This is a genomic window from Streptomyces sp. NPDC001668, assembly GCF_042893155.1.
Classification (GTDB): domain Bacteria; phylum Actinomycetota; class Actinomycetes; order Streptomycetales; family Streptomycetaceae; genus Streptomyces.
Genome location: NZ_JBIAUQ010000018.1, coordinates 114,742 through 128,279, shown reverse-complemented (window position 1 = coordinate 128,279; position 13,538 = coordinate 114,742). Strand labels below are relative to the sequence as shown.

Annotated in this window: 9 protein-coding genes; 7 read left to right on the top strand and 2 right to left on the bottom strand. The window is 71.5% G+C overall.

The window, feature by feature from the left end:
• Positions 1–82 precede the first annotated feature (82 nt).
• Positions 83–1,081, top strand: a complete 999-nt coding sequence (gap, locus tag ACFYZ8_RS38455; RefSeq protein WP_388533373.1) for a type I glyceraldehyde-3-phosphate dehydrogenase — start codon at positions 83–85, stop codon at positions 1,079–1,081.
• Between the two features lie 31 nt (positions 1,082–1,112).
• Here the strand turns inward: gap and ACFYZ8_RS38450 are convergent, their stop codons facing one another.
• The gene (locus ACFYZ8_RS38450; protein WP_388533375.1) at positions 1,113–2,303 is read right to left on the bottom strand and encodes an acyl-CoA dehydrogenase family protein; all 1,191 of its coding nucleotides are present in this window, start codon (positions 2,301–2,303) and stop codon (positions 1,113–1,115) included.
• Positions 2,304–2,699: 396 nt separating this feature from the next.
• On the opposite strand from ACFYZ8_RS38450, the gene ACFYZ8_RS38445 reads away from it, so the two are divergent.
• Positions 2,700–4,151: a PLP-dependent aminotransferase family protein gene (locus ACFYZ8_RS38445; RefSeq protein WP_388533377.1), complete on the top strand. Its 1,452-nt coding sequence runs from the start codon at positions 2,700–2,702 to the stop codon at positions 4,149–4,151.
• 50 nt (positions 4,152–4,201) lie between these two features.
• Here ACFYZ8_RS38445 and ACFYZ8_RS38440 read toward each other — a convergent pair whose 3' ends face one another.
• On the bottom strand, positions 4,202–4,882 hold the full coding sequence (locus ACFYZ8_RS38440) for a GNAT family N-acetyltransferase (protein WP_388533379.1): 681 nt from the start codon (positions 4,880–4,882) through the stop codon (positions 4,202–4,204).
• Between the two features lie 271 nt (positions 4,883–5,153).
• Here ACFYZ8_RS38440 and ACFYZ8_RS38435 point away from each other — a divergent pair, with 271 nt between their 5' ends.
• The 5 genes from ACFYZ8_RS38435 (at position 5,154) to ACFYZ8_RS38415 (ending at position 13,489) form a co-directional block, all read left to right on the top strand.
• Positions 5,154–7,463 carry a Tat pathway signal sequence domain protein gene (locus ACFYZ8_RS38435; RefSeq protein WP_388533382.1) on the top strand — a complete coding sequence of 770 codons (2,310 nt, stop codon included), beginning with the start codon at positions 5,154–5,156 and terminating at the stop codon, positions 7,461–7,463.
• Between the two features lie 65 nt (positions 7,464–7,528).
• Entirely contained in the window at positions 7,529–9,427 is a 1,899-nt protein-coding gene (locus ACFYZ8_RS38430; RefSeq protein WP_388533385.1) for a glycoside hydrolase family 97 catalytic domain-containing protein, read from the top strand.
• Between the two features lie 103 nt (positions 9,428–9,530).
• Complete coding sequence (locus tag ACFYZ8_RS38425) at positions 9,531–10,784, top strand: 4-hydroxybenzoate 3-monooxygenase (RefSeq protein ID WP_388533387.1); 1,254 nt, start codon at positions 9,531–9,533, stop codon at positions 10,782–10,784.
• A 56-nt stretch (positions 10,785–10,840) separates the two neighbouring features.
• Positions 10,841–11,791 (top strand): expansin EXLX1 family cellulose-binding protein, encoded by a 951-nt coding sequence (locus ACFYZ8_RS38420; protein ID WP_388533390.1) that lies wholly within the window; start codon positions 10,841–10,843, stop codon positions 11,789–11,791.
• Positions 11,792–11,974: 183 nt separating this feature from the next.
• Complete coding sequence (locus ACFYZ8_RS38415; RefSeq protein WP_388533393.1) at positions 11,975–13,489, top strand: FG-GAP repeat protein; 1,515 nt, start codon at positions 11,975–11,977, stop codon at positions 13,487–13,489.
• Positions 13,490–13,538 lie beyond the last annotated feature (49 nt).

The following is a 13,538-nucleotide window of genomic DNA, read 5'->3' as shown; positions in this document are numbered from 1 at the left end:
CTTTTGAACCATGGCGATCGCGCCACTGTCAGCGGCCGGTGCCGCGCGCGAGCCTGGTGGACATAGGGAAGGGACACCATTCATGACTCGCATCGCCATCAACGGATTCGGCCGCATCGGACGCAATGTGCTGCGCGCGCTCCTCGAACGCGACAGCGCCCTGGAGATCGTCGCCGTCAACGACCTCACCGAGCCCGCCACCCTCGCGAGGCTGCTCGCCTACGACAGCACGGCCGGCCGCCTCGGCCGCCCGGTGACCGTCGACGGGAACACCCTGGTCGTCGACGGCCGCCGTATCACCGTGCTCGCCGAGCGCGAACCGGCGCAGCTGCCCTGGGCCGAGCTCGGCGTCGACATCGTCCTGGAGGCCACCGGCCGGTTCACCTCGGCGAAGGCTGCCCGCGCCCATCTCGACGCGGGCGCGAAGAAGGTCCTCGTCAGCGCGCCCTCGGACGGTGCCGACGTCACCCTCGCGTACGGGGTCAACACCGACGCGTACGACCCGGACGTGCACACGATCGTCTCCAACGCCTCCTGCACGACCAACGCGCTCGCGCCCCTGGCCTCGGTGCTCGACGAGCTCGCCGGCATCGAGCACGGCTTCATGACCACGGTGCACGCCTACACCCAGGAGCAGAACCTCCAGGACGGCCCGCACCGCGACGCCCGCCGGGCCCGCGCCGCCGGCGTCAACATCGTGCCCACCACGACCGGCGCCGCCAAGGCGATCGGCCTCGTGCTGCCCAACCTCGACGGCAAGCTGTCCGGCGACTCGATCCGCGTCCCGGTTCCGGTCGGTTCCATCGTCGAGCTGAACACGACCGTCTCGCGTGACGTGACCCGCGAGGACGTGCTCGCGGCCTACCGCTCCGCGGCCGAGGGCCCCCTCGCCGGTGTCCTCGAGTACTCGGAGGACCCGCTCGTCTCCTCGGACATCACGGGCAACCCCGCCTCGTCGATCTTCGACTCGGCGCTGACCCGCGTGGAGGGCCGCCACGTCAAGGTCGTCGCCTGGTACGACAACGAGTGGGGTTTCTCGAACCGCGTGATCGACACGCTGGAACTCCTGGCCAGGGGCTGACCGGCGCCGACTGCCCGGCCCACCGGGGCAGTCAGAGGAACGGCGTACCGGCGTCCAGTCCGGACAACACCCTGCCGTACAGCTCCAGATTGGCGGCGGGGTTGACGAAGGAGTGCAGGTTCAGGGCGTTGAGGTCCCGCACGGCGCGCTGGACCGGAACCTCCAGACGCAGCGAGGACGCACCGGAGGCGGAACCGATCAGGTCCACAGCCTCCTTGCACAGCCGCGCCACATAGCCGCTCTGGGCCCGGATCCGGGCCCGTTCCTCCGTCGTGTACGGATTGCCCTCTCCGACCCGGGCGTCGATCAGCGCGATGAAGTCGGCGGCGAGCGCTTCGGCGCAGGAGATCTTCATCGCGGCCTCGGCGAACTGCAGATGCGTCACCGGGGCTTCGTGCTGGCGTTCGTAGAACGTGTAGGTGATGCCCCGCTGGTGGATGCGCTCACCGAACTCCGCCAGCGCCGCCCGGGCCGGACCGAGGGCGCCGGCCGCCGTCCAGGCGCAGAACAGCAGGAGGACGGGCATGCCGTAGAAGGGGTCGGCGCTGTTGCGCCGCGAGGGGAAGGAGCCGCCCAGCAGCGGCCCCAGCGGCAGTACGCGGTGGGCCGGGACACGGACGTCCCGGGCGACGACACTGTTGCTGCCGCTCCCGGCCAGACCGGAGACATGCCAGTCGTCGATCACCTCGAGGTCGGTCATCGGCACGGCCGTCCACAGCAGTTCCGGTGGGCGGCCCTCCTCCGCGGAGTGCGCCACGGCGGTCAGCAGATGCCAGTCGGAGTCCTGGCAGCCGGTGGCGAACGGAGAGGTTCCGTCGAGCACGTAACCGCCGTCCACCGGACGGGCCTTCGCCTTCGGGACGAGGGTGCCGCTGACCCGTACACCGGGGTCGGCGAAGATCTCGTCCTGCGCCTCGTCCGGGAAGAGCGCCGCGATGAACGCGCACCCCGCCTGGATCAGCGCGGTGAACCCGGCCGACCCGCACGCGGCGGAGACCTCACTCAGCACGTCGACCTGTGTACGAGCCGAACACTGGAGACCGCCGTACCGGCGGGGGACGTTCATGCGGAAGACCCCGGCGTCCGTCAGGGCCTCGACGACCTCGCCCGTCACCCGGCGCTCCTGTTCCGCGCGCAGCGCGTGCGAACGGATGAGCGGCTGGAGTTTCCGTACCCGTTCGACGAGTTCGGTGTCCGAGTTCGGTGCGGATGAACCAGCCAAGGCGAGACCTCCGGGCCCGGTACGCGGAAGAACCCTCACCGTGCCGCCGAACCCATTGGGTGTCAACGTCCGTTTCAGGCCGTGGTGTTGACGCTCGTCGACAACCCGGCCGACGCACTGCGGCCTCGGCGGGCCAGGCGGGCCGGCCAGCGCGACCGCGCGGTCCGCTCCTGCCCGGACTCATCCGGCACGACGGGCGCTTGCGGCAGTGCCGAGAAGGCACCGGCCTTCGCGTACCAGTCCTCGAACACAGGACGAAACAGGGGGTGGGCCGGGCTTGAACGCCTCACTGGAACCACCACGTCCTCCTCGGATGCTTGTCGATGCCGACGGGGCGTCTCCTGTGCCGGCCATCCCAAGCTAGTGAGAAACGGCTCGCTGCTACCGTCCAATGACATGCGGGTATCACAGACCAATCTGGCCGGGGATCTGTTGCTCAACCTGGGGCGGCCCGGAGACGGACCGCTGCACGAGCGGGTGAAGCGGGCGCTGCGGTCGGCGATCCGGGAGGGCCGCGTCGAGGTCGGCACCGCCCTGCCGCCCAGCCGGCAACTCGCCGCCGACCTCGGCTGCTCCCGGTGGGCGGTGACCGAGGCGTACGGCCAGCTCGTCGCCGAGGGTTACCTGGAGGCGCGCAGCGGCTCCGCCACCCGGGTGCGGTGGTCGAACGACTCCGGCACCGAGGCCGAACGCCCCGCGGCCGGTCAGGCTCCCGCCGCCCGGTTCGACCTCGCGCCGGGCCTACCGGATCTGCGCGCCTTTCCCCGCCGCCGGTGGGCCGACGCCATTCGCGAACAGCTGACGACCACGGCCTTCACGGAGTTCGGTTACCCGCAGCCCGGTGGCCATCCCCGGCTCCGGCGGCTGCTCGCCGAGTATCTGGGCCGCTCCCGAGGCGTGATCGCGACGCCGGGGGATGTGACGGTGTGTGCGAGCGTGACCGACGGGGTACGGCGCGTGTGCCAGGCCCTGCCGGCCGACGGCATCACGGCCGTCGGATGTGAGGAACCGGGCTGGACCCGGCTGCGCGAGGTCATCCGTGCCACGGGCCTGGAGCCGGTGCCCGTGCGCGTGGACGAGGGCGGCCTGCGCGTCGACGACCTCACCGGGCGCCCGGGCCTGCGCGCCGTGCTCACGGCCCCGGCGCACCAGTTCCCCCTCGGAGCCGTACTCGTTCCCGAGCGGCGTGCCGCGCTGCTGGACTGGGCCCGCCGGGTGGACGGTGTCGTCCTGGAGGACGACTACGACGCGGAGTTCCGCTACGACCGTCGACCGGTCGCTGCCGTTCAGGGCATGGACCCGTCTCGCGTCATCCTGTTCAAGTCGCTCAGCAAGACCCTGTCCCCGGCACTCGGCATCGGCTGGATGGTGGCGCCCCCGCGCTGGACCGACCGGCTGCGCCGAACCGACCAGGCGGCCACTCAGCCGTCGACTCCCGACCAGCTCGCCTTTGCCTCGCTGCTGGAATCAGGCGCCTACGACCGCCATCTCCGAGCCTGTCGGCACAGGTACCGCGGCAGGCGCGACACCCTCGTCCAAGCCCTCACCGATCAGCTTCCCGGCGCCGAGATCTCCGGCATCGCGGCCGGCCTCCATCTCATCCTCCGCCTGCCGGCCACCGTGGACACCTCGGCCGTGGTCACAGCCGCGGCCGCCCGGTCGCTGCGGGTCGCCGACCTGGCCGCCTATCACGCCACCGACGACCACGCCGACCACGGACTGGTCCTTGGCTATGGCAACCTCGCCGACAGCATGGTCGACGAGGCTGTCCGACACCTCCGGAAGGCGGTCGAGGACAGCCGACAGAACTCGGCGGCCGTCCTGCCGGATCGTCCCCGCCGACGGTAGGCGACGGGCGGCCCCCCGCAGCCGCCCGACGGACGGCCTCCGCGGCCGCGTTACGAAGGCGCCTCCTGGACGCAGGCTCGCCCGTCCTCCGCGAGGCCGAACATCGGCAGACAGGGCGACAGCCCCACGAGCGAGACGGGGACGTGCTGATGCGTCTGCCAGCGGGCTCGCGTCAGCCTCAACCGCCGCATGGTCGCGGGACGGCCACGCACCACATGCCGCTCGATCCCGTCGAGTTCGTAACCGTGCTTCATGGACACGGCGAACGAGGGCGCGTTGTCCTCGAAGGCGCCCGACACCGCCTCACGTGCGTTCAGGCCGGCGAAGGCCAGATGCAGCACCGCGGCACGCATCTCGGTCCCCCTCCCTCGCCCCTGGAACCGCGCCCCCAGCCAGGAGCCGGTGCTCACCTGCCGCAACACGGCAAAGTCCCGGGCGGCGACGGACTGCAGGCCGACGACCCGGCCATCGTCGAAGACCACGAGGTTCAGGGCCCAGTTCTCCGGTGACCAGTTGCCCCTGCGCAACCAGTGGTGCTGCACCACCGAGCGCGCCCGCTCCGCCGGAGGCAGGTCGGACCACGGCACGGTGAAGGGCATGCGGTCCGGCTCATGGATGCCCTCCGCGGCGAGCTCGCCCAGCTCGGCCAGTTCCTCCTCACCGGGCAGTCGCAACTCCAGGCGCGGCGTGCGCACGCGCAGTCCCAGCAGCGGCCAGTGGTCGATCAGCATGTCCCATTGTCGAAGGTGAGGGCAGCCGCGGTCATCCGATTTCCAGGCCGAGTATCGAATACATCGGAGGAGTCGAGATATTGGTCCAGGCCAGCTGACCTGCGTGTCCGGGTAAGTCGCCCCTGCAAGGGCTCCCTGGCATGCAATCAGTGGGGTGTTGAAGTTATTGACAGGTACATATGTGCCTCTTAGGTTCCCCGATACACCCGATGTCTCAAGGATTCGTCAGGTAGATCAGGCAGATCAGGTAGATCAGGTAGAGAGGACGACGATGACCTCACAGCCGGAGAGACACCCGCAGCTGCCCCGCAGAGCCGTACTCGGCACCGCGCTGGGCGGAGCCGCGGCGGCCGCGTTACCCGGTACGGCCCACGCCGAAGAACCGGCGTCCGTGCGGGGCGCGGCCCAGCGGCCCTGGAAGCTTCGCGACACCATGACCACCGACGCCGCCTGGGCCAGGTTCCTGCGCGCCCAGGACCTCCTGTGGACCAGGCTGCCCACGCTCTGGTACGAGGGCCCCTTCCTCGGCGACGGCCTGCTCGGCAGCATGGTCTACCAGGAACCCGGCGCCCACCAGATCCGTTTCACCGTCCAGCACGGCCGAGTCCAGGACCACCGCCCCGAGTTCGGCAGCGGCTGGGGCACCTGCCGTCTCCCCGTCGGCCACCTCACCCTTGAACCGGCCGGCACCATCACCGCCGTCGACTGGCGGCTGAGCCTGTGGAACGCCGAACTCACGGGCACCGTCACGACCACGGCCGGCACCCTCACCCTCGCCGCCCTCATCCACGACGAGGTCCTGGCCGTCCGTGTCACAGCCGACGGCGGCGAACGGGCCACCTGGACCTTCCACCCCGAGGAAGCCGTCAGCCCCCGCAAGATCAGCGAGGCCCCGCCGGCCGGCTACACCGCCAACCCGCCCTGGACCACCCGCACCACCGGCGACGGCACCGAACAGATCCTCCAGCCCCTCACCGGCGGCGGGCAGACCGCGACCGCCCACCGCCGCTCCGGCGCCGACCTGCTCCTCAGTGTCGGCCACAGCCACCCTTCCGACACCGCCGCCGAGGCCGACTCGCTGCGCAACCTCCGCCGCGCGAAGTCGTACGACGCGCTCAGGCGGAAGCACCTCCGCTGGTGGCACGCGTTCTACCGCAAGAGCTTCGTGTCGTTCCCCGACCAGCGGCTCCAGAGCTTCCACTGGATCCAGCTCTACAAGGTCGCCTCCGCGAGCCGCGCCGGCGGTCCCGTCATGGCCACCTCCGGGCCCTGGCTGGAACCCACCCCCTGGCCCGCGGTCTGGTGGAACCTCAACGTCCAGCTGGAGTACTGGCTGATCCACGGCTTCAACCACCCGGAGCTCGACTCCCTCGCCACCACCCTGCGCCAGAACCAGGAACAGCTCATCGCCAACGTGCCGGCCGCCTATCGCGCCGACAGCTCGGGCGTCGGCCGCAGCTCCGACATGTTCGCCAACCGCACCGTCGGCCGACCCGGCACCGGCGCCGAGACCGGCGACCTCACCTGGGCCCTGCACAACGTGTGGCTGTCCTACCGCCACTCCATGGACAAGTCCCTGCTGCGCGACACCGTCTACCCGGTGCTGCGCCGCGCCATCAACTACTACCTGCACTTCCTCACCCCGGGCAGCGACGGCAAGCTCCACCTGCCGAGCACTCTCTCGCCCGAGTACCCCGTCGTCCCGCCGCAGGACACCAACTACGACCTCGCCCTGATCCGCTGGGGCTGCCAGACCCTCCTCGACTCCGCCGAAATCCTCGGCGTCGACGACGAGTTGAAGCCGCGCTGGCAGGAGGTGCCGGCCAAGCTCACGCCGTACCCGGTCGACGACAACGGCTTCATGATCGGCGCCGAAACCCCCTACGCCCAGTCCCACCGCCACTACTCGCACCTGCTGATGGTCTACCCGCTCTACCTGGTCACCTGGGACCAGCCCGAGAACCGCGATCTCATCACCAGGTCGATCGTCCACTGGCACGCGCTCACCGGCGCCCACCGCGGCTACAGCTACACCGGCGCCGCCTCCATGTACGCGATGTCCGGCGACGGCGACACCGCGATCACCTACCTCCGCAAGTTCTTCGACCCGACCACCCGTTACCCCTGCCGCCCCAACACCCACTACACCGAGGCCGGCCCGGTCATCGAGACCCCGCTGTCCGCCTCGCAGTCCCTGCACGACATGTTCTGCCAGAGCTGGGGCGGAGTGATCCGCGTCTTCCCGGCCGTCCCGACCGCCTGGGCGGACCTCACCCTGCACAACTTCCGTACCCAGGGCGCCTTTCTGGTCAGCGCCGTCCGCAAGGCGGGGACCACCCGCTTCATCCGGGTCAAGAGCCTGGCGGGCGAACCCCTCGAGCTGCGGCACGGCCTCACCGGACACCTCACCGCCGTGCTGGACGACGGCACCCCGGCCCGCACCCGCGACCTCGGCGACGGCGTCCTCGGCATCGACCTGCCCCGCGGCCGCGAAGTGCTCGTCCACGCCGGCTCGCGTCCCGACCTGAGCATCGCGCCCGTCGCCGTCAGCGAGCCGGGCCCGGCATGGGGACTGCCGTAAAGGCCGGCAGGGTCGGGCAGAGGCCGGCAAGGGCCAGGCAGATGCCATACAACTCGGAGGATTTGATGGCAGTTCCGATCAGAACCGCGGTCACCGCACTCTGCGCCTCGCTGGCGGCCGCACTCCTCACCACGGCACCCGCACAAGCCGAACAACACGACCGGCACGACCAGTCCTGGTCCCTGTCCGCGGGAGCACACGCCCCGCGCGCCCAGGTCACCCTCGACGAGACCACAGGCACGCTGAGCCTCGCCGTGTCCCGGGAGGGCCGTACGGTCATCGAACCGTCCCCCCTCGGCCTCCTCACCGAACAGGCCGACCTGTCCAAGGACTTGCGTTTCCTGCACCGCAAAAGCCGTACTGTCGAGGAGCGTTACCGCACCAAGTCCGGCAAACGGCTGGACCGCCGGGTCCGTATGAACGAGACCCGGCTGTCCTTCGCCACCACCGCGGGCGCCCGTCTCGACCTCGTCGTCCGTGCCTCGGCCGACGGCGTCGCCTACCGCTACGTCCTGCCCGCCGGAGCCGGCGACGTCCTCGGCGAGGCGTCCGCCTTCAACCTCCCCGCGGACGCCAAGGCCTGGCTCGGCACCTACCGGGTGGACAACGAGGGCCAGTTCGCCCAGTACACGGCGGCGACCGCGCCCACGGCGGACTACTCCGACCAGGCCCTCTTCTCGACCGACGGCGGCTACACCCTGCTCGCCGAGTCCGGCCTCACCGGCGCCTACTCCGGCGCCCGCCTCGCCCACACCCAGGGCACCGGCACCTACCGCGTCAAGCTCGCCGACGAGCGCGTCAAGGCCGACGGACCCCTCGCCACCCCCTGGCGGGCCATGGTCACCGGCGACCTCGCCACCGTCACCCGCTCCACGTTCACCGACGACCTCGCCCCCGCTTCCCAAGTCCGCGACACCTCCTGGATCCGCCCCGGTACGGTCCTGTGGACCTGGCTCGCGGGCGGCAGGGAGGCGGGGCAGAGCCTCGCGGCGCAGAAGGCGTACGTCGACTACGCGGCCGAACGGCATTGGCCCTACGAGGCAGTCGACGCCGGCTGGTACTACCGGCCGGGGGAGTGGGACGTCACCGACCCCGACTGGCAGACCGACAGCTGGATGCCGAAACTCACCCGGTACGCCCGCGCCAAGGGTGTCGGCATCATCGTCTGGATCCACCAGCGTGACCTCGACACCCCCGAGGAACGCGCCCAGTGGCTGCCGACCCTGGAGAAGTGGGGCGTCAAGGGCGTCAAGATCGACTTCATGAACTCCGAGGCGCAGCCCATGCTCCAGTGGTACGACACCATCCTCGCGGAGACGGCCGCCCACCACCTCATGGTCGACTTCCACGGCTCCACCGTCCCCAAGGGCATCCAGCGTACCTGGCCGCAGGTCATGACGCTGGAGGGCGTCGCGGGGGAGGAGAAGCGGACCAACACCGCCGCCCACCTCACCACCCTGCCCTTCACCCGCAACGTCGTCGGCTCCATGGACTTCACCCCCGGCGCCTTTCAGCGGGCGGGCCTGCGGCCCAACTCCGATGCGGCCGAGGTCGGCCTCACCGTCGTCTACGAGTCGGGTCTCCAGATGTTCGCCGGCACCCCCGAGTCGTACGAGGCCCGGCCGCTCGCCCGGGCCTACTTCGACCAGGTCCCCGCGGCCTGGGACGACACCCGCCTGCTCGCCGGCGAACCCGGTCAGGAGGCCGTGCTGGCCCGCCGCAGCGGGGACCGCTGGTTCCTGGGCGGGGTCTACGCCGGCGCCGCCCGCACGGCCGAGGTGCCGCTGCAGCTCGGTCCGGGCCGGTGGCTGGTGGAGACGATCCGGGACGGCGCCGACGGTCTCGTCCAGGACCGGCAGGTACTGCGCGGCGACGGCACGCTCGCCGTGGACGTCGTGGCCAACGGCGGTTTCGCCGGGCTCGCCTGCCCCTGGCGGCCGGGCATCACCACCTGTCACCGCTGAACCCCCCTGGCCCCGGGCCGGATTCGATCAGCGCGGCCACCGCTGATCGAATCCGGCCCGGCGGGTGCACGGCCTCGCTACGCTGGGTGCCGGAGGTGCCCAAGTGGCCGAAAACGCAAGACAGTTGCAGGATTCCGCCGATTCGACGACCGTGGTGGTGATCGGCGCGGGCCCGGCAGGGTTGACCGTCGCGACCCTGCTGCGGCACAGCGGCATCGACTGCGTCGTCCTGGAACGCCGCTCCCGCGACCACGTGGCACAGCGCCAGCGGGCCGGCATCGTCGAGACGCGCGCGGTGCGCATGTTCGACTCCTGGGGGCTGACGGACCGGGTCCTCGGCGGTGTCCCGTACGACGGCATCCTGGAGTTCCGGGTGGACGGCCGCAGCCATCTGGTGTCCGACAGCGACGGCTCCGAGGGGCTTGCGGCCCGCCTCTGCCCCCAGCAGGTCCTCGTGCAGAAACTCACCGCGGCCTTTCTCGAGGACGGCGGTGACCTGCGCTTCGAGGCCGCCGACGTCTCCCTGCACGACCTGACCGGCGAGCGCCCCACCGTCCGCTACCGCGCCGCCGACGGCACACCCCGCGCGATCACCTGCGACGTCGTCGCCGGCTGCGACGGCGACCACGGTGTCAGCCGTACGGCCGTCCCCGACGGGGAGCTGACCGCGTACGCCTTCGACCACGGCATCGGCTGGCTCACCGTCCTGGCCGACGCACCGCCCCCGGCCCACCCCCTCCTGGCGGTCAGCCGCCAGGGCTTCGCCGCCCACTTCCCGCGCGGCCCGCACGCCAGCCGCTACTACCTCCAGTGCCCGCCCGACGACGACCCCGGTGCCTGGCCGGAGGACCGCGTCTGGGACGCCCTGCGCACCAGGCTCGGCGACCCCGCCCTCGTCTCCGGGCCGATCACCGACCGCGAGGTCTTCCGGCTCCGCAGCCTCGTCCACGACCCCATGCAGTACGGCCGGCTCTTCCTGGTCGGCGACGCGGCGCACATCGTGTCACCCATGGGCGGCAAGGGCATGAACCTCGCCCTGTACGAGGCCGATGTCCTCGCCCGGGCCGTACGCGACTACGTCCGGGGCGACGACTCCGCCCTGAGCACCTACTCGGCGCGCTGTCTGCGCCGTGTCTGGAACGACCAGGAGTTCTCCCACTGGCTCACCCGGACCCTGCACGACGCGGGCGACGCCGACCCCTTCCCGCGCCACCTGGCCCGCGCCCGTCTGGAGCGCCTCTTCACCTCCCGGGCCGCGGCCGGCGCCTTCGCGGAGCTGATGACGGGGCTGGACCCGGCCGGGGACGCGGTGGCTGAGAAAGTGCCCGGCAACCTTTCGGGAAGCGGCGGCGACTGACGAGACGCAAGCGTCCTCCGGCCGGAGGCTCGCACGGATCACCCAAGGACGCACCAGTGGCATCTCGTTCGCATCGTTCCCCTACGCCGGGCAGGGGGCGCACGGCCCTCGTCTCCGCGGCCGCCGCCGTAGCCGTAGCGCTCGTGGCAGCGCTGGTTCTCGCGTTCAGCCCCGACCACGGGACCGACGCCCGCCCGGCCGCGGCCACGCCCGTCGCCGGCACCCGTGGCACGGCCACCCCGACGACGGAGGAATCGGAGCCCACCACGGCGTCCCCTTCGGCGTCGGCCCGTACCAGCAGCCCGAAGGCCCGCGCGAGCACCGCCTCGCCCCGGCCGTCCAGGACACCGGTCACGCGTCCGGCGCGGAAAGTGTCCGGATCGGCCCCGGCGGCCGGACGGATCGAGCCGGGCGTCTCCTACGAGGGAGTGGCCACCTTCTACGACGTGGGCGACGGCGACGGCGCCTGCCTGTACGGCCCCACCGACGACGTCATGACCGCGGCGATGAACCACACCGACTACGAGACGTCCAGGGCGTGCGGGGCCTACATCCTCGTCCGCGCCGCGAGCGGTGCCTCCGTCACGGTCCGCATCACCAACGAGTGCCCCCTGCCCTGCGCACCCGGCCAACTCGACCTCAGCCCGCAGGCGTTCGCGAAACTCGCCGCGCCCGTGCAGGGCCGCATCCCGATCACCTGGGGCCTGCTGAGCCCCAGCACCTCCGAGACGATCTCGATCCGCTACAAGACCGGCTCGAGCCGCTACTGGTGCGCCATCCAGGCGATCGGCCACCGCAACCCGCTGGCCCGGCTCGAGGTCAAAACCGCCGCCGGGTGGAGCGAGCTGCCCCGCACCGACTACAACTACTTCCTGTCCGAGCAGGGCAGCGCATGCGGCGGCGCGATCAGGATCACCGACATCTACGGCGAGCAACTGGAGATCGACGGCATCGGAATACAACCCGATGTCGTGCAGCCGACCCGGGTGCAGTTCGCCCAGCACTGACCGTCATGCCGCCAAAGGGCGGCCCCGTCGTGGTGCGGCAACGATTGTCACTGGCGTGTCACAGCACGCCCGGGCACCACAACTCGTTCCGGGCTCCTCGTGTCGAACCCTGCGTTGCAAGCAAGACCAGTCGGCCCGACCAGCCGACTGACAGAGCGTCAACATCCCACGGGGGGAACAGACATGAGCATCACCACGCGCACCACCCGGCGTACCGCCGGCTCGGCCGCCGTCGCAGCGGCCTCCTTCCTGCTGCTGGCGGGAGCGGGCATCCTGGCCGCGCCGACCGCGTTCGCGGGCGTCCCCGGCGGCACCGCCGCCGTCGACCGCAACAGCGACTTCGACGGCGACGGCTACAACGACCTCCTCACCGGCGTCCCGGACGGCACCGTCGACGGCAAAGAAGGCGCCGGATACGTCACCGTCCAGTACGGCGCCCCCAACGGCGTCGGCACCAACAACACCGTGCCCAAGGGCGAGGTCCAGCTCGTCAGCCAGTCGACCAAGGGCGTACCCGGAACCTCCGAGACCGGTGACCACTTCGGACAGGCCGTCGCGACCGGCGACCTGGACGGCGACAGCTACGACGACGTGGTCATCGGCACGCCCGGCGAGGACGAGGGCACCGTCGAGGACGCGGGCCGGGTGACCGTCGTCCACGGGTCCGCGAAGGGCCTCGACTTCGAGCGCACCGGAACCGTCGCCGCCACCACACCCGTCGCGGGCGCCCGGTTCGGACACGCGGTCGCGGCCGCCCGGTTCACCGGCGACATCGACGGCGACCAGCTGGTCGTCCTGGACCAGAAGGCGGGCCTGCACGTCTTCACCTACCACGCGGGCCTCCTGCGCCAGGTCGGCACTCCGCGCTCCACCGGCCACACCCTCCAGGCCGCCTACCTGACCACCGGCGACTACGACAGCGACGGCTTCGCCGACCTCGTCGTCTCCGGCTACAGCCCCGACGACGACTACACCAAGGGCTGGTCCGCGCTCTACGCGGGCGGCGCCGAGGGCCTGAGCTACCAGCGCGACCTGCACGGGGGCCTCGGCACCGCCTCCGGCGACATCAACGGCGACGGCCACGACGACCTGGTCGTCGGCCAGCGCAGCGGCGTCGACGAGACCGCCGGTGACGCGGACGCACCGGGCGGCCTGGTCGGCGTCTACTACGGCGGAGGCGACGGACCCGCCGGTACGGAGGGTCCCGGCACGGCCCCGCAGTGGTGGTCGCAGAACTCGCCGGGCCTGCTCGGCTCACCGGGGGCGCACGACTCGTGGGGCAGCGACGTCTCCGTGGCCGACGTCGACGGTGACGGATACGCCGACCTGGCCGTCGGCGGGCCCGGCGAGGATGCGGACGGCGAACAGGGGGCGGGCGCTGTGTCGCTGCTGCGTGGCTCGCGAGAGGGCCTGACCGCCACCGGGTTCCAGCACTTCGACCAGAACACGCGTGGCATCCCCGGTGCCGCCGAGGCCGGCGACGGATGGGGCGCCCAGGTGCGGCTCATCGACACCGACGGCGACGGCCGGGCCGAGCTGGTGGCCGCGGCGCCCGACGAGAACGCCGGTGACGGCGCGGTGTGGCTGCTGCCCGCGAGCGGCGACGGTCTGCTCGCCGACGGCTCCCGGTCCTACAACGCCGCCGCCCTCGGCGGCAGCGCCCACGGCGCCCACTTCGGCTCGGCGATCGACGAGTGAGCGTGGCGCATCCGCCGAGCCCGGTGACGTAGGAGCGAGGGCGCAGGGC